The organism is Rhodococcus sp. NPDC019647 (genome assembly GCF_044389235.1).
Lineage (GTDB): Bacteria > Actinomycetota > Actinomycetes > Mycobacteriales > Mycobacteriaceae > Rhodococcus_F > Rhodococcus_F oxybenzonivorans.
Genome location: NZ_JBIRXS010000006.1, coordinates 214,493 through 241,474, shown reverse-complemented (window position 1 = coordinate 241,474; position 26,982 = coordinate 214,493). Strand labels below are relative to the sequence as shown.

The window sequence follows — 26,982 nt, the reverse complement described above, 5'->3', positions numbered from 1 at the left end:
CGACAATCACGATCGAGCAGGAACCGTTGCGATCGGGCTGGCCATCGCGATTACCGCCATCCTGACCTACCTGGATTCACTGGTCTGTTGACCGGCACAGTGGGGCGTTCACCCTCACCCTCGATCTTCGAGGTATCGCGTCAGCACGGGTCCGATGACGGCGAGGGACTGCGGTTCGATCATGTCGTTGTGGCCGCAGTCGACCGGGTGCTCGTCGATGTTCCCGGTGACGAGGGGTTGCCATTCCTGCGCCGACCGCGGTCGCGTGGTGGTGTCGTCGGCGGCGGTCGCCGGGAAGATGAGCAGGCTGCCGTCATACACCTGAGGCACGAAGCGATGGACCAGGTTTCGGGAGTTCTCGTACCCGGTGTTGATCCGCTCGAGATGCTCGGCTCGCACCCCGGAGTCGGTTCCCCAGGATTCGTTGAGCAGCCGGGCCGCTTCTTCGTAGGTGAGATCGCCCTCGATGTCGACGACGAGACCGAGTCCGCGTAGGAGATCGTTCATGTCGAGCTTCCCGAACAGCGGGTCCTCACCGTTGTCGGGATAGCTGTCCATCACGGCCAGCACCCCGACCTCGTCACCGGCGTGTTGCAGTTCGACGGCCATGGCGTGGGCGATCACGCCGCCGAGCGACCAGCCGAGCAGGTCGTACGGGCCCTCGGGCTGGATTGCCTTCATTTCCTCGACGTAGCGGTGCGCAAGTTGCTCGAGAGACGAGTATTCGCCGTCACCACTGATCGTGGGCAGTTGCAGTCCGTAGACGGGGCGGTCGGCGGGCAGGTGACGGACGAGGCCGGCGTACCCCCAGGAGAGTCCGATGCCGGGGTGTACGCAGAACAGCGGGCGCCCTGTGCCCTCGCTGCGCAGCGGGATCAGCACCGCCAGCACATCCTCCACTCCTCCCGCGGCAGTCGGCAGGGCGAGTCGGCGGGCTATCCCGGACGGTGTCGGGTCGAGGAACATCCACTGCAACGGGATCTTTCGGTCCAGTCTTTGCTGAAGCGCCCCGGCCACCTTGGTGGCGAGCAGTGAGTTGCCGCTCCGCTCGAAGAAGTTGTCGTCCGCACCTATTCCGTCGACACCGAGGATCTCGGTGAAGACGTCGACGACCACCACCTCGAGATCGTTCGCGGGCAGCCGGAACCGGTGCCCGGAAAGGAACTCCGGCGCCGGAAGGGCGGTCCGGTCCAACTTTCCCACCGGGGTCAGCGGAATCTGATCGAGCACGACGACAGCGGCGGGCACCATGTGGGCGGGTAGCCGCTCACCGACGAATCGGGTCAGTTCGGCGGTGTCGACGTTCGCGCCTCCCGCCGGGCGCACATAGGACACGAGCAGTGACTCGCCACTCGGCCCGGACCGGCCGATCGTCACGGCATACCCGACCGCGGGGTGATCGGTGAGAGCGGCGTCAATCTCCCCGGGCTCGATGCGGAAACCGCGGATCTTGACCTGGAAGTCACTGCGGCTCACATACTCCAGCGTTCCGTCCCGCCGCCACCGCACCACGTCCCCGGTGCGATACATCCGCTCCCCCGGAGCACCCCAGGGGGCGGCTACGAAACGCGCCGCCGTCAACGCAGGCCGACGGTGGTAACCCGCGGCCAGTGCCCGTCCCGACACGTACAGCTCACCCACCACACCCACCGGAACCGGCCGCATCCGGGAGTCGAGGACCACCTCCGACACACCCCGGGTGGGCGCTCCGAGGGTGATCGGCTCACCCGGCACCAGAGCGGCACTGATGTTCGACATGATCGTGGTTTCGGTGGGCCCGTAGGCATTGAACATCCGGCGGCCCGGTGCCCAGCGGGCGACGAGTTCCGGTGGGCAGGCTTCTCCGGCAACGACCAGCGTGCGCAAGGATTCGAAGCCGACGGGGTCCATCGACGCCAGTGCTGTGGGAGTGACGAACCCGTGGGACACTCGCTCGCTGCCGAGAAGTTCGGCAAGTTCCGTGCCGCCATAGATCGTGGGCGGCGCGATCACCAGGGTGGCACCCGCACAGAATGCCATGACCAATTCGAATACCGACGCATCGAAGCTCGGCGACGCGAAGTGCAGCACCCGGGAGTGGTCGGTGACGGCAAGCACGTCGCGTTCCTCGGCGGCCAGATTCGCCAGGCCACGGTGGGTGACCGTCACACCCTTCGGCATTCCGGTGGAGCCCGACGTGTAGATCAGGTAGGCGGGATGCCATTCGTGCAGCGGCGCAGTGCGATCAGCATCGGTGACCGGGTCGGGCGACTGTGCGGTTATCCGGTTCTCTTCATCCGGATCGTCGAGCACGAGCCAGGTCACGAGGTCGGGCAGGCGATCTCGATGTGCGCGGACCGTGATGCCGGACACCGCGGCGGAGTCGGCGAGCATGTGCTCGATCCGTTCGAGGGGATATCCCGGATCGACCGGCAGGAACGCCGCGCCGGTCCGGGTGACGGACCACACCGACAGCACCGACTCGACCGACCGCGACACGCTCAGGGCCACCGAAGTTCCCGGTCCGACACCCAGCTCGATCAGTCTGCGCGCCAGGCGGTTCGAGGCCTCGTCGAGCTCGCGGTACGACATCGACCGACCCTGATAACGGATCGCTGCCGCAGCCGGGTTGTGCTCGGCTGCCGCAGCCAGCAGGTCCGGCAGCAACAGCGCGGGCGCATCGAGCGGTCCCCGGGCAGGCGTCAGTTCCGCGACCTCGTCGGCGCGGAGTATCTCGATGTCGCCGACGGGGATCCCCGGGTCCGCCGTGACGGCGGTGAGGATACGCACGAACCGCTCCGCGAAGCCCTGTACCGTGCTCGCGTCGAACAGGTCGGTGGCGAAGTCGATGGCACCGTCCATCCCCTCCGCCGCGCCGTCCGCATCGAATTTCTCGGCGAGAATTACCTCGAGGTCGACCTTCACGACGTCGAGGGCAGGGTCGAGGCCCTCCACCCGCAATCCCGGTAATGCCAGCACAGGGCGCTCGTTGTTCTGGAACTCCAGGGAAACCTGGAAGATCGGTGAATGAGCGGTAGAGCGCACCGGTCCCACCGCGTCCACCACGCGCTCGAAAGGAACGTCGGCATGCGCGAACGCAGCGAGGTCCGCGTCCCGCACCTGCGCGAGGAGACCCGAGAAGGGTTGCCCTGGTTCGACGGTACTGCGCAGGGCGAGCGTGCCGACGAACATCCCGACCAGATCGTCGAGTGCCGCTTCCCCACGTCCGGCGATGGGGGTGCCGATCACGACGTCCCCGGTACCTCCGAGGCGGCCGAGTAGCACGGCCAGCGCGGCGTGCACGATCATGAACTCCGTCGAGTGATGCAGACGCGCCGCTGCCCGGATTCGCTCATGCAGTTCGGCGTCCACCACAAACCGCACCCGGTCGCCGATGAACGACTGCTGAGCGGGCCGATGATGATCGGTGGGAAGTTCGAGAAGTTCGGGGAGCCCGGACAGGTTCGACTCCCAGAAGGCGAGTTGCCGCGACAGCAACGACTCGGGATCGTCCTCGGAGCCCAGCAGTCGCCGCTGCCACAGCGTGTAATCGGCGTACTGGACAAGCAGCGGCGTCCAGGCCGGTGGCACGCCCCGCACGCGGGATTCGTACGCGATCATCACGTCGCGCACCAGCGGCGCCATCGAGAATCCGTCCGCCGAGATGTGATGGACCACCACGGCGAGTATGGAAGTGGCGTCGCCGAGCGTGAACAGGGCGATGCGCAGCGGTGGTGCGGTGGTGACGTCGAAGCCGGTCGACACGAGCCGCGTCAGTTCCTGCCCGAGCACGGACTCGTCGGTGAGGGCGATCGGCGCGAGGTCGGGAACCGCCGGTTCGAGTATTTCCTGCACGGGCTCACCGTCCCTGAGAGGGAAGCGGGTGCGCAGCGATTCGTGTCTGGTCACGACGTCGGTGAGCGCGGAAGTCAGTGCGTCGAAGTCGAGTTCGCCGGTGAGCCGCACCAGCATCGGAATGTTGTACGCCGGCGACGACGTATCGAACTGGTTGATGAACCACATGCGTTGCTGGGCGTACGACAGCGGGATGCGGTCGGGGCGCGGCCCCGCGGTGAGGGCGGGGCGACCCGACGGGCCGGCGCCCGCGTGTTCGATGCGGGCGGCCAACGCGGCGACCGTCGGCGCCTCGAACAGCACCCGGACGCCGACATCGGCGCCGAGGGCACCGCGGAGACGGGCCACGGCGCGGGTGGCGCTGAGGGAGTTGCCGCCGAGGTCGAAGAAGTTGTCGTCCGCACCGACCCGGTCGATGCCCAGGACCTCGGCGAACGTGTCGGCCACCATCCCCTCGACCGGATTCGCGGGCGCGCGGTATTCGCCTGCGGCGAGTCCGAAATCGGGTATCGGCAGGGCCCTGCGGTCGAGCTTGCCGACCGCGGTGAGCGGAATCTTCTCCAGCACGGTGATCGACGACGGCACCATGTGGCCGGGCAGACGTTCGGCGAGGTGCCTGCCCATCTCGGCGGTGTCGAGTTGGCGGCCGGGTATCGGCACCACGTACGACGCCAGGAGCGTGTCGCCGGCGGGACCGCGATGCGCGACGGTGACCGCAAACCGGACGTCCGGCTCATCCGCGAGGGTGGCGTCGATCTCGCCGAGCTCGATGCGGAATCCACGAACCTTCACCTGGAAGTCGCTACGGCCCACGTACTCGATAGTCCGGTCGGCCGTCCAGCGCACGATATCCCCGGTGCGATACATGCGTTCGCCGGATCCCGCGGGGTCGGCCACGAAACGTTCCGCGGTGAGCCCGGGACGGCGGTGGTAGCCGCGAGCCAGGCCCGCCCCGGCCACGTACAGCTCTCCCGGGACACCCACCGGCACCGGCTGCAAGCGGGCGTCCAGTACCAGCTCGGTGACCCCGCGGATCGGCCCGCCGATCGTGACGGGCTCACCTGCGACCAGGGGCTCGCTGATGTTCGACATGATCGTGGTCTCGGTCGGCCCGTAGCCGTTGTACAGCCGGCGGCCGGGCGCCCACCGGGACACGAGGTCGGGTGGGCACGCTTCCCCGCCGACGGTGACGTCGGTGAAGTGTTCCAGTCCGGCCGGATCGAGGGACGCGAGCGCCGAGGTGGTGACGAACGCATGGGTGACACGTCTGCGTGCGATGAGGTGGGCGAGTTCGTCACCGCCGAACATGGTGGGCGGTGCGATCACCATCGTCGCTCCGGCTCCGAACGCCAGCAGGTATTCGAACGCGGCCCCGTCGAAACTCGGTGTCGAGAAGTGCAGTGTGCGGGATCCCGGACCGGCGCTGAAGCGGGCGAGTTGTTCGCGCGCGAAGTTGTCGAGGCCGCGATGCGATACCACCACACCTTTGGGCAGGCCGGTGGAACCCGACGTGTACACGAGGTAGGCGGCGCTGTCGAGGGTGACGGGAGCGGGACGTTCGGTGTCCGTCACCGGTGCCGCGGACGCCGCCGCGCACTCGTCGACGAACGACGGTTCGTCGAGAACGAGCCAGGTGGTGTCGCCGGGCAGCCGGGGCCGATGTTCAGCCGTCGTCAGGCCGAGGGCACATCCGGAATCGGTGAGCATGTGCGCGATGCGCTCGTCGGGATAATTCGGGTCGACCGGGACGAAGACGGCCCCGGCCTTGGCCACCCCCCACAGGCACAGCATCGACTCGACCGATCGCGGAATGCCGACGGCCACAGCGGTTTCGGGGCCGGCGCCGCGGGAGAGGAGGACGCGCGCAAGGCGGTTCGACAGTTCGTCGAGCTCCCGGTAGGACACGTCGCGGTCGCCGGACGAGAGCGCCACCGCATCGGGATCCTGCGCGGCCGCGTCCGCGAACAGTTGTGCGAGCGTTCGAGTGGAGACGCCCGGCGCGCCGCGCACCGGCACCAACGTGTCGCGCTCGCGATCGGTGAGCAGCGACAGTGCCGCGAGCGGTACGTCGGGACCGCCGCAGGCTTCGAGCACCCGCACCACCCGCCCCGCGATGCTCTCGACCGCGGGCGTGTCGAAGAGGTCGGGCAGGTACTCGAACTTCAGGTGCAGCCTGGCCTCGGCCGAGGCGACGAGACTCAGTGGGTAGTGGGCAGCGTCGGCCGCCTCCACGCCGATTACCCGCAAGCCCGCGATATCGGTGTCTTCCGACATCCCGGCGCGGTCCACCGGATACGACTCGAACACCGTCAGCGTGTCGAACCCCACGCCCGCCCCCGCGACTTCCTGTATCTGCGCGAGACCGGTGTAGTGGTGGTCGAGCATGGCCGCCTGTTCGGCCTGCACCCGCTCGAGCAACGCGCCCAGCGTGTCGTCGGAGCGCAACGTCACCCGTACCGGCACGGTGTTGATGAAGAGGCCGATCATCGTCTCGATGCCGGACAGCTCCGGCGGCCGACCGGACACGGTTGCGCCGAATACGACGTCGTCCCGTCCGGTGAGCATTCCGAGCACGATTGCCCAGGCGGTCTGCACGGTGCTGTTGAGGGTCAGCCCCCGCGACCGCGCGTACTCGCGCAACCGGTCGGTCTGGTCCTCGTCGAGGTCGAACACCCACTCCCGCGACACGGTGGAGAGGCGCCGGGCCCGGTCCCCGGGGACGAGCAACGTCGGTTCCTCCACGCCGGCAAGGGCATTCGCCCACGCCCGGGCCGATGCGTCGGGGTCACGTCCGGTCATCCACGCGAGGTAGTCGCGATAGTCGCGCACCCGCGGCAATGGTGACAGGTCGGCGTCCGTGGCATACAGCGTGAGCAGTTCCCGGATCAGCAACGGCATCGACCAGCCGTCGAGGAGGATGTGATGGTTCGTCGACACCAGCCGGTATCGACCGCCCGGCATGGTCACGAGCAGGAACCGGATCAGCGGGGCCGTCGCCATGTCGAACGGGGTGGTCCGGTCGGCCGCGAGCAGCCGCTCGAGTTCGACGACGGCCCCCTCGTCACCGAACGTGCTCAGGTCGATCTCCCGCCACGGCACCGTCACACCGCTTTCCACGACCTGGACGGCCCGCCCTTCGGTGTCGTGGACGAAGGCGGTGCGCATATTGGGGTGCCGCTCGACGAGGGCGGCGGCCGCCCGGTGCAGCCGGGACGCGTCCACGTGGCCGCCGAGTTCGAGGCCCAGTTGGACGAGGTAGGCATCCACCGACTCGTCGGCCAGCTCGGCATGGAACAACATGCCCGCCTGCAACGGCGACAGCGGCCACACGTCGATCATCGACGGGTAACGCCGCTCCAGGTCGTCGATCGCACCCTGATCGAGACGGACCAGGTTCAGATCGGACGGGGTGAAACCGCCGCCACCGGACTTCACCTGCGTGGTCAGGGCGGCGAGGGCAGACACCCACAGCTGCGCCAGCTCACCGACATCCGCGGTGGTGAGCACTCCGAGCGGGAACGCCCACGTGGCGGCCAGTTCGGGGCCCGCGCCGGAGTCGGTGGTTCTGGCGTTCACGTCGACGGCAGCAGGCACGGGCAGACCCGTGTGTGCGGCCTCGGCCAGTCCGGCCTCGGATATCGGGGTCCAATCGCCGTCCCCGGAGGCGGCGGCACCGAGCCTTCCGAGGTAGTTGAAGCTCAGCTGCGGTGAGGGCAGAGCCGACAGCGGGAGCGCCGTCTCGGGATTGAGATACCGCAGAAGACCGAAACCGATGCCGTGGTCGGGGATGGCGTGCAGTTGCTCCTTCACGGCCTTCAGCGCGACCGCCGCCGCCGGGCCCCCGGCGAAGGCGTCGTCCACGTCCACCCCGGTGAGGTCGAGCCGGACGGGGAAGATGCTGGTGAACCAGCCCACCGTCCGGGCGAGATCCGCCCCCGGTACCACCTGCTCCTCGCGTCCGTGTCCTTCGAGAGTGACGAGGGCGCCGTCGGATTCGATTCCGCGTGCCCGCCGCCATCGCACGAGTGCCAGGGTCAGGGCCGTGAGCAAGCCGTCCCCCACGCTGCCGTGGAATGCCTGCGGGACCGCGGTCAGCAGCGCCTCGGTCACGTCCACCGGCACCCGGACCTCGACCTCGGCGGTCCGGATGTCGGATGCGGTGAGGGTTCTGGTGCCGAGCAGGGGGTCCGGTGCGCCGAGCATCCCTCGCCACAACGCGAGTTCCTCGATGCGACTCGGTTCCAGCGCTGCGTCGGCAAGCCCGTGCGCCCACCGGCGCATCGACGTTCCGACGGCGGGCAGGGCCGGCGACACCCCCGACTGCACCTGGGCGCACGCCGTGGCGAGGTCGGGGATCAGGATCCGCCACGACACCCCGTCGACGACGACGTGATGGGCGACGATCAACAGCCGTCCGGCGGTCCGGGGGGTGGCCGCGCTCTCGAACAACACCACCTGAACCATCACGCCCGACTCCGGGTCGAGCCGGTCGGTGGCCTCGTCGAGTTCCCGCGCAGCGATGTCACCGAACGTCTCGTCGGCTCCTCGCTCGGTGTCCGGGGGGTCGAGGGGCACCGTGCGCACGACCGCGGTGGCCCGCATCCAGCCGGTCGGCTGCACCACCATCGACCAACCGTGCTCCGCCCGTTCGCTTCGGGACAGCCGGGCCCGCAGTATGTCGTGACGGTCGAGGACCGCCTGCAGGGCCGCCGTCAGCGTGGCCGCGTCCAGGTCGGCGGGGGTGGTGAACAGTGCGGCCTGCGAGTAGCGGCGGAAGTCTCCTCCCCGGCCCACCATCCACTGCACGATCGGCGTGAGGGGAACCTCGCCGACACCTCCCCCGGGCAGCTCGTCGAGGGTGATCGCCTGCTCTCCCGCCGTGGCGATCTCGGCGAGGGCGGCCACGGTTTTGCGCTCGAACACGTCCCGCGGGGTGATGCCCACCCCGGACGCCTTCGCGCGGGTGACGAGCTGGATCGACATGATGGAGTCGCCGCCGACGGCGAAGAACGAGTCGTCGACGCCGACCGACTCGAGACCCAGCACCTCGGCGAACAGATCTGCGAGTATGCGTTCCGTCTCGGTTGCCGGAACACGCCCGATCGACACCTGCCGCCCGAAGTCGGGATCGGGCAGCGCATGCCGGTCGAGCTTTCCGTTCACCGTGAGCGGCAGGCTCTCGAGCACCACCACGGCGGCAGGAACCATGTGCGCGGCCAGCCGGCCGCCCAGCGTTTCGATGATCCACGACGGGTCCAGCGACCGGCCTGCCTCGGGAACGACGTATCCCACCAATCGTTCACGGCGCGACAACACGACCGACTGCGCCACCCCTTCGCAGGCGAGGAGCGCAGATTCCACCTCACCGAGCTCGATCCGGAAGCCCTTCACCTGAACCTGGAAGTCGTTGCGGCCGAGATACTCCAGCTGCCCGTCCGCATTCCACCGACCCAGGTCGCCCGACCGGTACATCCGGGAACCCGGCGCGTACGGATCTGCGACGAACCGGGTGGAGGTGAGGGCGAACCGGCCGAAGTATCCGCGCGAGACCTGCGCGCCCGACACGTAGAGCTCGCCCACCACTCCCGGCGCCACCGGGTGGAGTCGCCCGTCGAGCACGTACACGCGCAGTCCCGGGAGTGCCCGCCCTATGACGGACGCCGAGGCCCCGGCGGCGAGCGCCTCGGTCATCGGCAGATGACTGACATGCACGGTCGTCTCCGTGATGCCGTACATGTTGACCAACGTCGGCGCCGAGTCGTCGTGCCGGCTGTACCAGCGGGTCAGTTGCGCCAGGTCGAGGGCTTCACCGCCGAAGATGACGTAACGCAGTGCCAACTCGGTGCCGCCGGCCACCCGGTCCTCCTCCGCCAGTTGGTAGAAGGCGGTAGGCGTCTGGTTCAGCACGGTCACCCGCTCGTCGCGGAGTAATCGCAGGAACGTGTCGGGTGTCCTCGTGGTGAAGTAGTCGACCACCACGAGCCGTCCGCCGTGGAGGAGGGCCCCCCACAACTCCCACACTGAGAAATCGAACGCGGCAGAGTGGAACATGGTCCACACGTCGGAGGCATCGAACCCGAAGAGCGGCTGAGTGTGTGCAAAGAGGGTGCCGACGTTGCGGTGCGATACCTGAACGCCTTTCGGTTGCCCCGTCGACCCCGAGGTGTAGATGACGTACGCGACGGCATCCGGGTGCAGAAGTCCGGTCCGGTCCGCGTCGGACACCGGCAGGGCCGACACACCGCCCAATTCGGCCACGGTGTCGGGGCTGTCCACAATAATGGTCGGAAAGCCCTGCGCGCGCACCGATTCGACTTCTGCCTCGGTGCTCAGCACGCACACCGGCCGGGCGTCGCCGAACAGGAAAGCCAGCCGCTCGGCCGGGTATGTGACGTCGACCGGAACGTACCCCGCGCCCGACTTCACCACCGCAAGCAACGCCACCACGAGATCGAGGGATCGTGCTGTGGCCACCGCTACCAGCGATTCGGGGCCTGCGCCTCGGGCGATCAGGAGCCGTGCGAGGCGGTTCGACCTCGCGTCGAGTTCTCGGTACGTGAGCGAAGCGCCCTCGTACACGACGGCCGTCGCTGCGAGGTTCCGTTCCGCGGCACGGGCGAACAGTTCCGGCAGTGTCGTCACCGGCTCGGCCGCGGCAGGGGCGGCGACGGGCAGGAGGCGGTCGCGTTCGCCCGGGTCGAGGATGTCGATGTCCCCGACGGGCGTGTACGCGTCGGAGGTCACCGATTCGAGTAGACGCACGAAGCGCTCCCCGAGACGGAGGACAGTTGCGCGATCGAGTACGTCGGTGGCGTATCGGAGACCCGCGCCGATTCCGGCCGGGGCGCCGTCCTCGTCGACGTGTTCGGCGAGGCTCAGTTCGAGGTCGAACTTCGCGACGCCGAGATCGACCTCGAGCGAGTCGACGACGAGGCCGGGCAGCTCGAGGCGGGTGCCGGTGGCGTTGCGGAACTCGATGAGTACCTGGAACAGCGGGGCGTGAGCGGTCGACCGCTCGGGGGCGAGCTGATCGACCAGCCGCTCGAAGGGGATGTCGGCGTGCTCGAATGCACCGAGGTCCACCGAGCGCACCGCGGTCAGCACCTCGGAGAAAGATGCCCCGCCGTCCACCGGAGTCCGGAGAACCAGGGTGTTGACGAACATCCCCACGACGTCGTCGAGTACCGCCTGCCCCCGACCGGCGACCGGTGTGCCGATCGGAACGTCGTCCGTTCCGGACAACCTCGACAGCAGCACAGCAAAGGCGGCATGAACCACCATGAACAGCGTCGAATTATGCTCTGTCGCCAACTCGTTCAGCGCGGTGTGCAGCCGCGCGGGCACGGTGAACTCAACGACGTCGCCCCGGTACGAGCGCTGGGCCGGGCGCGGCCGGTCCAGCGGGATCTGCAGCACCTCCGGTAACCCGGACAGGGTGCGGGTCCAGTACCCGAGTTGTCTCGACACGATCGAGTCGGGGTCCTCCTCGGCGCCGAGAACGCTCCGTTGCCACACGCTGAAGTCGGCGTACTGCACCGGCAGCGGAGTCCACGCGGGTGTCTCCCCGATGGTTCTGGCGGTGTACGCGAGCATGATGTCGCGGGCCAGCGGCATCATCGAGAATCCGTCGGCCGCGATGTGATGGACGACGATGGCGAGGACGTGTGACTCGGCGTCGACCTCGAAAAGAGTCGCCCGGAACGGCACGTCGACGGTCACATCGAAGCCGGTGGCAGCCAGGGCGGCGATCGCGTCCCGCAGATCACGCTCACCGGCCACGGTGACCGGGTGCAGGGACGGGGATGCCCGCCCCGGATCGACGATGACCTGGTGCGGCCCGTCGATCGAACCGGGAAACACGGTGCGCAGGGATTCGTGCCGCTCCACGACGTCACCGACCGACGCGAGCAGGGCAGCACGGTCGAGTACACCGGTCAGTCGCAGTGCGATCGGAATGTTGTACGCCGGCGACGAGGTGTCGAACTGGTTGATGAACCACATGCGCTGCTGCGCCAGCGACAACGGTATCCGCTCGGGACGCGGCCGGGCGGTGAGAGCCTCCGAGGGAACACTCGCGGTGGCCGCCGACTCGATCCGCACGGCGAGGTCTCCCACTACCGGTGCGTCGAACAGGGCGGCCACCCCGATCCCGGCGTCGAGTGCCGCGTTGATGCGTGCGACCGCGCGAGTGGCGCTGAGTGAATCGCCGCCCAGTTCGAAGAAGCTGTCGTCGACCCCCACCCGCGCAATTCCGAGGACCTCCGAGAAGACCCGTGCGACAGCTTCTTCGACCGGTGTGGCAGGCGCCCGGAAACCCGCGGACGTCGACGCGAAGTCGGGTGCCGGCAACGCTTTCCGGTCGAGTTTGCCGACGGGTGTCAATGGGATCTCGTCGAGTACGACGACGGCGGCGGGAACCATGTACTTGGGCAGGATGCGTCCCGCGAACGCGAGTACCTCCGGCGCCACCACTTCCTCGCCGTCGTGCGGCAGGACGTACGACACCAGCGCCGTGTCGCCGAGCGGGCCGGGCCTGCCCACGGTGGCGGCGAAGTCCAGATTCGGGTGGGTGGTGAGGACGGAGTCGATCTCCCCGAGCTCGACCCGCTGCCCGCGAATCTTGACCTGGAAGTCGCTGCGCCCGAGGTACTCCAGGGTGTGGTCGCGGCGCCACCGCACGACATCACCGGTACGGTACATCCGGCCGGAGCCGTGGGGATTGGCAACGAACCGTTCTGCGGTGAGTGACGGACGACGGTGGTACCCGCGGGCCAGGGCCGGTCCCGAAATGTACAGTTCGCCCGGCACCCCGGCCGGCACCGGCTGCAGTCGCGGGTCGAGAACGGACAGGGTGATGCCGCGCACCGGGCTGCCGATCGTGACCGGCTCACCCGGCATCATCGGCCGGCTCAACGTGGTGAGAATAGTGGCCTCGGTGGGCCCGTACCCGTTGAACATGGCCCGGTCCACACCCCAGTTGGCCACCAGTTCGTCACCGACCGCATCGCCGGCCACCACGAGCACCTCGAGATGCTCGATGCCGTCGCGGTCCACCGTGGCGAGTACCGCCGGAGTGATGCAGGCGTGGGTGACGCGTTCGCGCCGCAATAGCGCCGCGAGTTCCGCACCGCCGTAGATTCCGGGTGGCGCGATGACCAGCGTCGCCCCGGCGGCGCACGACTGGATCAGCTCGAGGATGGCCACATCAAAACTGGGAGAACAGATGTGGAGGCAGCGCGCCTGACGAGAGATGACGTAGTGCGAGCTCTGCTCGGCGAGAAGATTGGCCAGTCCGCGGTGGGTGACCACGACACCTTTCGGTCGGCCGGTCGAGCCGGACGTATAAATCGCGTACGCGGCGTGGTCGACGACGAGCAGTGAACGGCGATCGACGTCGGTGACGCGAGCGCAGGACGCGGCGGCCAGGGTGTCGTCGACCTCCGGGTCGTCGAGCACCAGCCACGGCACCGAATCGGGTAGGCGGTGCCGGTACGCGGAGGTCGTCACCCCGAGCGCCGCACCGGAGTCGGCGAGCATGTGCTCGATGCGGTCGGCGGGATAGTTCGGGTCCACCGGCACGAACGCAGCACCCGCCTTGGCGACCGACCACACCGACAGCACCGACTCCGGTGAGCGCGGAAGGCCCAGTGCCACGAACGTTTCCGGTCCGGCTCCCCGCCCGATCAGCACGCGGGCCAGGGCGTTGGATCGCTCGTCGAGTTCGCGGTAACTCGTCTCCCGCCCCTCGAAGAGGAGTGCGGCGGCGCCGGGATGCTCGCCGACCGCTTGGGTGAGCAACTCGGGCAGCGTGCGTGGTGCGCCGGACGGTGCGCCGGACACGGCGGTGTATTCCTGCAGTTCCGCCTCCGACAGCAGAGTCAGCCGGGCGAGCGGAATGTCGATGTCCGACAGCATGATCTGCAGGACCCGGGCGACCCTGGCCGCCACCGACTCGGCGAACTCGCTGTCGATCACGGCCGGCTGGTACCGCAGTCGCAGATGCAGTGCCGTGTCCACATGCGCTATCAGGGTGAGCGGATAGTGGGTGGCGTCGATCCCCTCGACCCCCGCTAGCCGCATGCCGTCGATGTCCGTGTTCTCCGACAACCCCATCCGGTCCACCGGATACGACTCGAACACGGTCAACGTGTCGAACACGGCACCGTCTCCCGCGGCGCGCTGAATTTCTGTCAGGCCCACATAGTGGTGGTCGAGGAGCGCCGACTGTTCGGCCTGGAACCGTTCGAGGAGTTCGGCGAGTGTCTCCTCGCGGCGCAGGCGCAGCCGGACGGGCACGGTGTTGATGAACAGGCCGACCATCGACTCGATGCCGGCGATCGCGGGCGGGCGTCCGGACACCGTGGCTCCGAACGTGACGTCCTCGCGGGTGCTCAGTGTCGCGAGTACCAGCCCCCAGGCGACCTGCACGAGCGTGTTGGTCGTGAGACCGCGCGCACGGGCGAGTGCCTCGAGCACCCGGGTCTTCTCGTCTCCCACGTCCAGGCGCACGTCCTCCGGGTCGGCGAAGCTCGGCTCGCCGCGCGCGGCGGGTGCCACGATGGTCGGCTCGTCCGCACCGGCGAGTGCGGACACCCAGGCGCCGGTGGACCGTTGGGAATCCTGTGTCGCAATCCACTGCAGGTAGTCACGGTAGGAGGTGACCGCCGGGAGCGCGGTGGTGTCGCCCGCGGTGGCGTACAGGACGAGCAGGTCCTTGATCACCAAGGGCGTCGACCAGCCGTCGAGAAGGATGTGGTGGTGCGTGAGCACCAGTCGGTAACGCCCGGGTGCTGTGTGCAGCAACGTGAATCGCAGCAGCGGCGCCGCGGACATGTCGAACGGGAGTGCGCGGTCCATAGCCATCGCCGCCGCAACTTCCGCGGTGATCCGGGAGCTCGGCAGACCGGACAGGTCGATGTGCGACCACGGTGCCGTGACGGATTCGAGGACTACCTGCACCGGTCCCGTGCTCGTCTCGGCGAATGCCACCCGCAGGTTGGAATGCCGGTCGAGCAGGCCTTGCGCGGCACGGTGCAGACGACCGGCGTCGACGACGCCGTGCAGGTCGAGCACCAACTGGACCATGTAGGCGTCGACGTGTTCCTCGGACAACTGGGCATGGAACAGCAGGCCCGCCTGCAACGGCGACAGCGGCCAGATGTCCGCGAGTGCGGGATAGGTGTTCTCCAGGCGGTCGATATCCGCCTGCCCGAGGGACACCAGATCGAGATCGGACGGCGTCAGGCCGCCGGCGTCGGGCCGGTTCGCGTGTTCGGCCAGCAGGGTGAGGGTCCGAACCCAGAGGTCGGCGAGCTCGTCCACGTCCGCACTGAAGAGCACACCGGTCGGGAACGTCCACGTTGCCGTCAGCACGGGGTCGCCGTCCCGGACGGTCGTCGCGGCGTTGACATCCACGACCCACGCCACGGGCATGTCGGGGTTCTGTGTTCCCCCGAGATCGGAGCTGCCCTCGACGGGAAGCCAGGGCACGTCACCCGCGCTGGTCGCCACCCGGCCGAGGTAGTTGAAGCTCACCTGCGGCGGCGGGAACCGGCGGAGCATCTCCCCGGTCTCCGGGTACAGGTACCGGAGCAGCCCGAACCCGATCCCGTGGTCGGGGATCGCGAGGAGTTGTTCCTTGACCGACTTGATCGCGGTTCCGGCAGCGGCACCGCCGGCGAGGACGGCATCGACATCGATACCGGTGAGGTCGAGACGTGCGGGAAACAGGCTGGTGAACCAGCCGACGGTCCGGGACAGGTCGGCACCGGGGACGACGTGGTCCTCGCGACCGTGACCTTCGAGATTGATCAGGGCATCGGTCGTGTCGACACCGCGCTGCCGACGCCAACGGATCAGGGCCAGCGCCAGCGCGGTGAGAAGGCCGTCACCGACGGTGCCGTGAAACGCCGCGGGAAGAGTGGTGAGCAGGGCGCCCGTCACGCTCGGCGGAACCTCGACGGTGATACTGCCCTGTGCAGTGTCGACGTCGATCGCCGGATCCAGCGGCCGGGAACCGAGGAGTGGGTCGGCGCCGTCGAGCATGGCTCGCCACAGCTCGACTTCGTCGCGCCGTCGTACCGCGGCGTCCACCAATCCGTGCGCCCATCTCCGCATCGACGTGCCGATGCCCGGCAACGCCGCGGTGAAGCCTTCGGTGATGCGTGCGTGCGCCGCAGCCAGATCGGTGATCAGGATGCGCCACGACACCCCGTCGACCACCAGGTGATGGGCGACCAGCAGCAGACGTCCGAGCCCGCCGGGGCCGTCGAACCACAGCACCTGCACCATACTCGCGGTGGCCGGATCCAGGCGGTCCGCCGCCGCATCGAGTTCGGCGGCCGCGATCGCGGCGAACTTCTCGCCGTCGAGCGAGGCGACGGGTACGCGGTGGATCACCGCTTCCGGGGACACGGCCCCCGACGGCAGCACCGTCATCCCCCACTGCCCGCCCAGGCCTTCCTGCCCGTCGTCCCGGGTGAGTCGTGCACGTAGCATGTCGTGCCGATCCAGCACCGCGCCGACGGCACCGACGAGATCCTCGTGGGTGAGCCCGGGGGGCGCCGTCACCAGCACCGCCTGGGAGAAGCGGTTCAGTGTGCCCCCGCTGCGGTCGAGCATCCACGCGACGACGGGGGTCGGCGGTACCGCACCGACACCGCCGCCGGGAAGCTCCTCGAGGACAACGGAATCCGGTCGCTCGCGGTGTGCCGCCTCAGCCAGGCCCGCCACGGTGCGGCGCTCGAAGACATCACGCGGCGAGAGGATCAGACCCGCCGCCTTCGCCCGCGCCACCAACTGGATGGACATGATGCTGTCGCCGCCCAGCGCGAAGAACGAGTCCTCCACCCCCACCGACTCCAGTCCCAACACGTCTCGGAACAACGCGGCAAGCAGTTCCTCCGTCTCCGTGCCGGGCGCCCGGCCGCCGGTGACGACAGCACCGAAATCCGGTTCCGGCAATGCCTTCCGGTCGAGCTTTCCGTGAACGGTCAGCGGCAGCGCCTCGATCACCACGATCGCGGCAGGCACCATGTACGACGCCAGGCGCGAACCGGCGAAGTCGAGGAGAGCCCCCGTGTCGAGGTCGGCCCCGGGCACCGGAACCACGTATCCGACCAGGCGATCGGCCGACCCTGCACTGTGCCGCACGTCCGCGACGGCGGCCGCGACATCCTCGTGTGCGAGCAACGCCGAGGCCACCTCGCCCAGTTCGATCCGGAAGCCGCGGATCTTCACCTGGAGGTCGGTGCGCCCCAGATACTCCAGTTGCCCGTCCTTCATCCACCGCACGAGGTCACCGGTCCGGTACATTCTGCTGCCGGCCGGCCCGAACGGGTTGGCGACGAAACGTTCGGCGGTGAGGGCGTAGCGGCGGTGATACCCGCGCGCGAGCGCCGGACCGGCAAGATACAACTCGCCCGCGATTCCCACCGGCACCGGCTGCAACCGCGCGTCGAGGACGGCCTCACCGAAGCCGAGAGTGGGTGCCCCGATGGTCACCGGCTCACCCGGCACCATCGGGGAACTGATACTCGACACCACCGTCGACTCCGTCGGCCCGTACGCGTCGAACATGTTCCGGCCCGGCGCCCAGCGTGCCACCAGCTCGGGCGGGCAGGCTTCGCCGCCCGTGACCACACAGACCAGGTCGTCGAGCCCGGCAGGGTCGACGGAGGCCAGTGCCGCAGGTGTCACGAAGCAGTGGGTGACCCGCTCACGACGGAGCAGGTTCGACAATTCCTCGCCGCCGAACACGGACGGCGACGCGATCACCATCGTCGCGCCCGGCCCCACCGCGAGCATCAGCTCGAGGATCGAGGCGTCGAAGCTCGGGGAGGCGAAGTGCAGCGCTCGTGCCGTCGACGTCGTGGCGAACGTGCGCTGCTGCGCCGCAGCGAAATTCGCCAGTCCGCGGTGTGTGGTCACCACTCCCTTCGGCCTGCCGGTCGAACCCGAGGTGTAGATCAGATACGCGGGGTGATCGACCTGCAGGGCCGACGTCCGGTCGGTATCCGACACCACCGTCGCCGGGAGAAGCTCCAGCTCCGCCTCCATCCCGGGATCGTCGAGCGCCAGCCACGGGAGCGCACCAGGAAGGGACGGCCGGAGCTCGGTCGTCGTGAGGCCGGCCACGGCGCCGGAGTCGTCGAGCATGTACTCGATGCGCTCGGCGGGATGGTTCGGGTCGACCGGCACGAAGGCGGCGCCGGACTTCGCCACCGCCCACACCGCCGTTACCGACTCGATCGACCTCGACAATGCCAGCGCAACCACATGTTCCGGACCCACCCCGCGTGCGATCAGGAGTCGCGCGAGCCGGTTCGACCGGTCGTCGAGGTCACGGTAGGTCACACGCTGCCCCTCGAAGGACAGCGCCTCGGCGGCCGGGTCGACGGCGGCGGCGTCGATCAACAGTTCGGGCAACGTGCTCGCGGGCACGCCGGGGCCACCGGTCACCGAGGTCAGGGCGGCCCGCTCCGGTGGGGCGAGCACGTCGACGTCGCCCACCCGGACGTCGGGATCGGCGGCGACTGCGGCCAGGATCCGGACCAGGCGCTCCGCGAAGCCGGCCACGGTGCCTTCGTCGAAGATGTCGGTGGCGTACCCGAGCGCGGCAGTGATACCGGCGGGAGCGCCGTCACTGTCGGTGTTCTCGCGCATGCTTACCTGCAAGTCGAAATTGATCGTGTCGAAGGGGAGGTCCAGCGCTTCGACGTGCAGTCCCGGCAGTTCCAGGACGGGCCGCTCGGTGTTCTGGAATTCGAGCATCACCTGGAACAGCGGCGAGTACTCCGTCGACCGCGAGGGTCGCAGGCTTTCGACGACCCGCTCGAACGGGACGTCCGCATGGGTGAACGCACCCAGGTCGGTCTCGCGTACGCCGGCGAGGAGTTCGGCGAACGTGCGGGCTCCGTCGACGCGGGTGCGGAGCACGAGGGTGTTCACGAACATTCCCACCACGTCGTCGAGCGCGGCCTCGCCTCGTCCCGCGATCGGGGTGCCGACGGCGATGTCGTCCGAGGCGCTCAGTCGCGACAGCAACACCGCCAAGGCCGCGTGCAGGGCCATGAAGACGGTGGAGCCGTGGGTGCGCGCGACCTGCACGATGTCTTGGTGGAGTTCGGGAGGAATCCTGAACTCGACCCGGCCGCCCTCCAGAGAACGGGCAGGCGGACGCGGCCGGTCCGTGGGAAGTTCCAGCACGTCCGGAAGGTCGGCGAGCGTCGCGGTCCAGTAGCCGAGTTGACGTGCCAGCGGCGACGACGGATCGTTCTCGGGACCGAGCCAATCCCGCTGCCACAGGGTGTAATCGGCGTACTGAACCGGCAAGGGCCGCCAATCCGGTGCGGTCTCATGGTGTCTGGCGGTGTACGCGGCCAGAACGTCGCGGGCCAGCGGCACCATGGAGAAGCCGTCGGCGGCGATATGGTGTACCACGACGGCGAGCACGTGTTCGGCCACGCCCCGCTCGAACAGCCGGGCCCGTAGCGGGGTTTCGACGGTCACATCGAACCCCGTCGACAGCAACCGGTCGACCTGCTCACGAAGGTTGTCCAGGCCGGTGGTGGGCTCCGGGTGAAGAATCGGCACCACCTCGGCGGCGGGCAGTATCACCTGCCGCGGCCCCCGATCGGTCAAAGGAAAGACGGTGCGGAGCGACTCGTGCCGCTCGACGACGTCGGTGATCGCCGCCTGCAGAGCGGGTACATCCAGCGTGCCGGCGAGCCGCAGGGCGATGGCCACGTTGTAGGCCGAAGACGCGGTGTCGAATTGGTTGATGAACCACATCCGCTGCTGCGCGAGCGACACAGGGACCTCGCGCGCCGGATCCCTCGGCGCCAGCGCCGGCCGCACCCAGTCCACCGCGATTCCCGCCTCGGCACGGGCGGCGAGCCCGGCCACGGTGGGAGCGTCGAACACGTCGCGCACGCCGAGACGGTCCCCGACTGCGGCATTGATGCGTGCCACCAGCCGGGTGGCGGTCAGCGAGTTCCCGCCCAGGTCGAAGAAGTTGTCGTGCGCGCCCACCCGCGCGATGCCGAGAAGGTCGGCGAACACCGCGGCGACGATCTCCTCCACCGGGTTACGGGGAGCGACGAACCCGACCGTCGCCGTGCCGAAGTCCGGTTCCGGCAGCGCTTTACGATCCAGCTTGCCGTTCACGGTCAGAGGCAGCGCGTCGAGAACCACCACTGCCGACGGCACCATGTACGTGGGTACCGACGCCCCGACCGCATCGAGTACGGCTGCCGGGTCGACGGCGGCGCCCGCCTCGGGAACGACGTACCCCACCAACCGATCGCCGTCACGGTCGTCGACGCGGACCACGACCACCGCTTGCGCCACCCCGGCACACGCGGCGAGGGCCGCCTCCACTTCGCCGAGTTCGACCCGGAAGCCGCGAAGCTGTACCTGGAAGTCGCTGCGGCCCACGTACTCGAGCCGACCGTGGGAGCCCCACCGCACGATGTCGCCGGAACGATACATGCGCGCACCCACCCGGTCGTGGGCGAAGGGGTCGGCAACGAAACGGTGTGCCGTCAGCTCGGATCGGCCCGCGTACCCGCGGGACACCTGTTCGCCGGACACGTACAACTCGCCGACCACACCAGGCGGCACCGGATGGAGCCGGCCGTCGAGGACATACACCCGCAACCCCGGGAGCCCGCCACCGATCACCGACCCGGACGCGGCGGACACCAGCGCGCGATCGAGTGCGAGGAAGCTGACGTGCACCGTGGTCTCGGTGATGCCGTACATGTTGACGAGTACGGGTGCACGGTCGTCGTGCCGGGAGTACCACCGGCCGAGTTGACCGAGGTCGAGCGCTTCACCGCCGAAGATCACGTACCGCAACGACAGAGCCGCCCCGTCGGCGTCCTCGACCACGCTCGCCGCACGATCCGCCTCCATCAGCTGGTAGAAGGCGGTCGGTGTCTGGTTCAACACTGTCACCCGCTCCCGGTGCAGCAGTTCGAGGAAGGTATCGGGCGACCGTGCGGTGAAGTAGTCGACCACGACCAGCCGGCCCCCGTGGACGAGTGCACCCCACAGTTCCCACACGGAGAAGTCGAAGGCGTACGAATGGAAGAGGGTCCACACATCGGACGAGTCGAACCCGAACAGGTCCCGGGTGTTGGCGAGCAACGCGACCACACAGCGGTGCGATACCTGAACACCCTTCGGTCGTCCGGTCGATCCCGACGTGAAGATGACGTAGGCGACGGCGTCCGCCCGTAGCGGACGCAACCGGTCCGAGTCGGTGACGGGCAGGCCCGAGAAGCTGTCCAGGGCGCGGTGCGTCGCCGGATCGTCGATCACCACCAGCGCAGTGCCGTCCGGCGCCAGGGCCCCGAACTCCGCACTCACCACAGCACACACCGGGTGCGCATCCTCGAACATCGCGGCCACGCGCTCGGCCGGATAGCTGACGTCGACCGGGACGTAGCCGCCGCCGGCCCCGAGCACCGCCAGCAACGCAACAAGCAGGTTCGGTGTCCTGTCCACCATCACGGCGACCAAAGATTCGGTACCGACACCACGCGCAATCAGCAATCGGGCCAAACGATTCGCGCGTTCCTCGAGTTCGGCGTAGGTAATACTGTCTTCGCCGCACACCACCGCGACGGCCTCCGGGGTCCGGGCCGCCGCGCGTGCGAACAATTCGACGAGGGTCAGCGACCCGGCGCCGACGCCCTCGTGATTCCACTGGTCCAGCACGAGGCCGCGCTCGACCGCGCCCATAACGTCGATGTCCCCCACCGTCGTGGCCGGATCCGTCACGACCGCCCGCAGTACGCGGAGGAGCCGTTCCCCGAATCTGATCACCGACGCGCGTTCGAAGACGTCGGTGGCGTACAGGAAACCCGCCGACATACCTGCCGCAGAACCCTTGTCGTCGTAGTGCTCCGCCAGGGAGAGTTGCAGGTCGAATTTGGCGACACCCGGGTCGACGTCCACCGCTTCGACTGTCAGACCGGGCAGCTCGAGGTGCGCTCGCACCGTGTTCTGGAACTCCAGCAAAACCTGGAACAGCGGTGAATACGACGTCGAACGCACCGGAGCGAGTTCGTCGACGACGCTCTCGAACGGCACATCGGTATGCCCGAACGCAGCGAGGTCCGTGTCACGGGCCTGGGCGAGCACGTCGATGAAGGAGGCATCCGGCCGGACCCGGGTCCGGAGCACCAGCGTGTTGACGAACATCCCCACCAGGTCGTCCAGCGCCGCCTCACCGCGTCCCGCGATCGGTGTGCCCACGGCCACGTCGCCCGATCCCGACATGCGTGACAGCAACACTGCGAAGGCCGCGTGCATCACCATGAACAGCGTCGCATTGTGCTCGCGCGCAAGCAGAAGCAGTTGCCGGTGCAGGCCGGCGTCGATGGGGAACGACGCGCATCGACCTTGAAGTGACCGTGCGGCGGGCCGGTTCCGGTCGAGCGGCAGATCGGTGACCTCGGGCAGTTCCGCCAACGTATCCCGCCAGTACCCGAGCTGCCGGGACATGAGACTGCCGGAATCCTCGGGGCTACCGAGGAGCGCACGCTGCCACACGCTGTAGTCGGCGTACTGCACCGGCAACGGTTCCCAGTTGGGCCGAGCACCCGCCCGCCGGGCGGAATACGCAACCATGAGATCGCGGGCCAGCGGTGCGAGCGACGCACCGTCGGCCGAGATGTGGTGCACCACCATGACGAGCACGTGTTCGTCCGGGCCGATCCACAGCAGCGCGGCGCGTAACGGCACGGCCCGGCTGACGTCGAACCCCACGGCGAGAAGCGTCTCGATCCGCTCGTTCAGCGACTCGTCGCCATCGACCCGCGGGGTGAGGTCGGGAATGACCTGTGCTGCGTCGACGATCTCCTGATACGGGCCGTCCGCCGACGCGGGGTACTTGGTGCGCAGCGCTTCGTGCCGCTCGATCACGTCACCGACCGCGTCCCTCAAGGTGTCCGAGTCGAGCGGACCGAGGAGCCGCACCGCCATCGGAATGTTGTAAGCCACCGAACCCGTGTCGAACTGATTGAGGAACCACATCCGCTGCTGCGCCAGTGACAGCGGAATCCGGTCGGGCCGCTCACCCCGAACGAGAGGCCGGCGATCCGCGAGTTCCATACCCGCACGCCGGATATGCGCGGCCAGCAGTTCGGCGGTGGGTGCATCGAACAGGGCACGCACGCCCACCTCCGAACCCAGAGCGGCATTGATCCGCGCGATCACCCGCGTCGCGACCAGCGAGTTGCCGCCGAGGTCGAAGAAACTGTCGTCGACGCTGATCCGCTCGACACCGAGAATCTCCGTGAAGACCTCGACGATCGACTCCTCCACCGGATCGGCAGGCGCCCGGAACTCCGCGGCGGCCGACAGGAACTTCGGTTCCGGCAACGCTGCCCGGTCCACCTTCCCGACCGGGTTCAACGGAATGTCGTCCAGCACCACGATAACCGCGGGCACCATGTACGCCGGCAACCGATTCCGCACCTGCCGCAACAGCTCGGCGGTCTGGATCGGCCTGCCGGCCGCCGGCACGACGTACGACACCAGCACGGTGTCCCCGGACGGGCCCGGCCGCCCGATCGTGACCGCGAACCGCACGTCCTGATGCGCCTGCAGTAAGGCGTCGATCTCGCCGAGCTCGATCCGGAATCCTCGAACCTTTACCTGGAAGTCGCTGCGCCGCAGATATTCCAGCGTGTAGTCGGGCCGCCAACGCACTACGTCGCCGGTGCGGTACATCCGCCCGGGGCCGTACGGGTCGGCGACGAACCGCACAGCGGTGAGCGCGGGCCGTCCGTGATAACCCCTGGCCACACCGGCACCGGTGATGTACAACTCGCCCGGTGCGCCGACGGGTACCGGATGCAGCCGAGCGTCCAGGACCACCTGCTGGGTGCCGCGGATCGGCCCACCCAGGGTGATCGGGCCGCCGGGTGTCATCGGCGCACTGATGTTCGCCATCACGGTGGTCTCGGTGGGGCCGTACGCGTTGTGCAACCGGCGGCCAGGCGCCCACCGGGCCACCAGTTCGGGCGGGCAGGCCTCCCCGCCCACGACGACGTCGAGGAAGTCGCCGAGCGAATCCGGCGGAATCGTACTGAGCGCCGCCGTGGTGATGAAGCCGTGGGTGACGCGCTCCGACCGCAGTACATCGGCGATCTCGGTGCCCCCGTAAGTGGTCGGCGGCACGATCACCATCGTCGCCCCCACCCCGAATGCCTGCAGGTACTCGAACACGGACGCGTCGAAACTGGGCGTCGAGAAGTGCAGCGTGCGAGACGATCTGGTGGCGCCGAACCGCTCCCGTTGGTCGACCGAGAAGGAGTCCAGACCACGGTGCGTGACGACCACGCCTTTGGGCCGCCCCGTGGAGCCCGAGGTGTAGATCAGGTACGCGGCGCTGTCGAGCGACACCGGCCCATTGAGGTCTCCCTCGGTCAGCGGCGCGTCGGACCGGGCGGCGCACTCGGACCGGAAATCGGGATCGTCGAGCGCTAGCCAGGGGATCGAGTCGGGCAACCGCTCACGCAGTGCTTCTTCCGTCAGACCGACCACCGCCCCGGAGTCGCCGAGCATGTAGTCGATTCGGTCGGCGGGATAATTCGGGTCTACCGGCACGAACGCCGCACCCGTCTTGGTGACCGCCCAGACCGAGGCCACCGACCGGAACGACCGCGGCAATGCCGTCGCCACGAACGACTCCGGGCCCACCCCACGATCGATCAGCACTCGCGCGACCCGGGTCGACCAGGTGTCCAATTCCCGATAGGACACCTTCTCGCCCTGCTGGTACAGAGCCGTCGCCGCCGGATCGAGCGCCGCAGCGTCTGCCAACAGGGTGGGCAGGGTTCGCTCGGACCGGCCGGGTCGGCCCCGCACCGGAGTCAGCGCGGCACGTTCCTGGTCGGACAGGATGGCGATGTCGCCGATCGGAACGTCCGGGTCCGCGGCCACCGCGTCGAGGATGCGGCCGAAGCGCTCGGCCGCGATGTGAATGGTGTGAGGGTCGAACAGGTCGGCTGCAAAGCCGAATTCGACGGTGACACCCGCCGGTTCACCCGACTCGTCGATCGCCTCGGTGACCGACGCGCACAGATCGAGGCCGGCGACGGGCGCACTGCGCGCGCTGTCCTCCCGGGTGTCGAGGAGCACCTGGAAGATCGGCGCGTACGCATCCGACACGGAGATGTCGAGTTCCCGCACCAGACGCTGGAACGGGACCTCGGTGTGTGCCGTCGCCTCGGCGGCGACGTCCCGTACCTGATGCAGGAAGTCCTGGAACGACGCCTCGCCCGTGTACCGGGTCCGGACCACGACGACATCGGTGCGCTCGCTCACGTCCACCGGGATTCCCACGGCGAGGTCCTCGCTGCCGGTGACCCGGCCGAGCAGAACCGACAGAGCCGCGAGGAACACCGTGCGGGTGGTGGTGCCCGCGGCCGCGGCGAGTCCGGCGACACGTCGGTGCAGCGCACCCGTCAGCATTACGGATACTCGATCACTCGCCTGCGACAGCTGCGCGGGCCGCGGCCGGTCACTGGGCAACGGCAGCAGGTCGGGCAGCCCACCCAGCTGCTTACGCCAGTACTCCACTTCCGCCGCCTCGCGCAGCAGGCGCTCACCGGTGCGGGCACTGATTCGGTGAACACTGTCCACCCGCGACTGCGGAACGGCGGTGGCGAGTTCCTCGAGCAGCTCCAGGAACTGTCGATGATGTTCCCGCAGCTCGGTGCGCTCGTAACGGCTGGGGTTGGCCCGGAAGTCGACGAAGATCTTGGTCGGGGTCCCGCTCTGGTACACGTTGATCAGCAGGTCTTCCACCGGACCGGACGTGACGATGTGGAAATCCCCCGTGAGGGTGCCCAACGCCACCTCCTGACGGAACAGCATGACGTTCACCATGGGCCCGTACAGCTCCGCCGCCTTGTCGCCGGCATCGCGGCGGATGTCGTCGAGACTGCACCGCTGATGCCGCAACGCGCCCACCAGTTCGCGCTGCACCCGTTCGACGAGCTCGCCGACGGTGTCCTCCCCGCGGACACTGACCGGCAACGGCGCCACGTTGACCAGCATCCCGCCGGAATTGCGCAGCACCGCTGTGGTGCGCGCCGACACCGGGATGGTCACCAGCACATCGGTCTTGCCGGTACGCCGCGACAAATAGCAGGCGGCAGCCGCGATGAGGGTGGCCGCCGACAGACTGTCGCGGGAATCGAGCACCGCCACCACGGCCTCGGACAGCGAGGCGCTCTCGACCGTGCTGGTGGCTGACACGTGTCCCGTCGTACGAGCCAGGGTGGTTCCCTCGACCCCGGCCACCCGCTGCGCCCAATACTCCCGGTCGCTGACGAATCGGTCGGACGTGCGGTACCGGTTGTCGAGGTCGTACAGCTGCCGCAGGCTCACCGCACGGTTCGCATCCGGCGCCCGACCGGCAACCGACGCGGAGTAGCGGTGCGCGATGCGGCGCAGCATCGTCATGGCACCGTATCCGTCGAGCGCCACGTGGTGAATTCGGCTGTACCAGAGGAAATGCGTGTCACCGATCTGCAGGATGGACGTCTCCACCAGGCGATCGGTGCTGAGGTCTATCGGGGTGACGTAGTCACGTTCCATCCAGTCGTGCGCCGCCGCCTCGGGATTGTCTTCGCCGCGGAAGTCGAGGTAGGCGATCGACGTGTCGGTCGCATGGTCGACGTACTGGAGCGGCTGACCGTCGATGTCGTCGACCTTGAGCAATGGCGACTCGAACTCGCGAGCCGCCTCGACCGTCTCCCGCCGGAGCAGGTCGACGTCGAGCGCGCCCGCGAACTCGACGTACTGGGCGATGAAGATCGGGACCCTGGGTTCGAGTTGCTGAGCGAACCAGGTGGCCCGTTGCGCTGCCGACAGGGGGAACGGTTCCGCGTGACCCGGACCCGAACTGGCCGTTTTCTGCGATTTGGCGGGTGCCACTGTCTTTCCCTTCGGAAACGGATCCCCGACAGGATCAGCGCGCGCGGTGAGTCTGCCGAGACAGAGGGAGGCGGGAGCCGGCGCTCTTCTCCCGTCTCCGGAATGGGTACCTCACGTCGTCCAGGGCACACTCGAACTCAACCTCGCCCCGCCCTCACCAGGACGGACACACTATTTACGAGTATCCGC

At 68.5% G+C, this 26,982-nt stretch carries 1 protein-coding gene; it reads right to left on the bottom strand.

Translation table 11 applies throughout. The annotated features are described in order from the left end of the window. Nucleotides 1-114: 114 nt before the first annotated feature. Nucleotides 115-26,793: a non-ribosomal peptide synthase/polyketide synthase gene (locus ACH49N_RS15310; protein ID WP_358273028.1), complete on the bottom strand. Its 26,679-nt coding sequence runs from the start codon at nucleotides 26,791-26,793 to the stop codon at nucleotides 115-117. Nucleotides 26,794-26,982 lie beyond the last annotated feature (189 nt).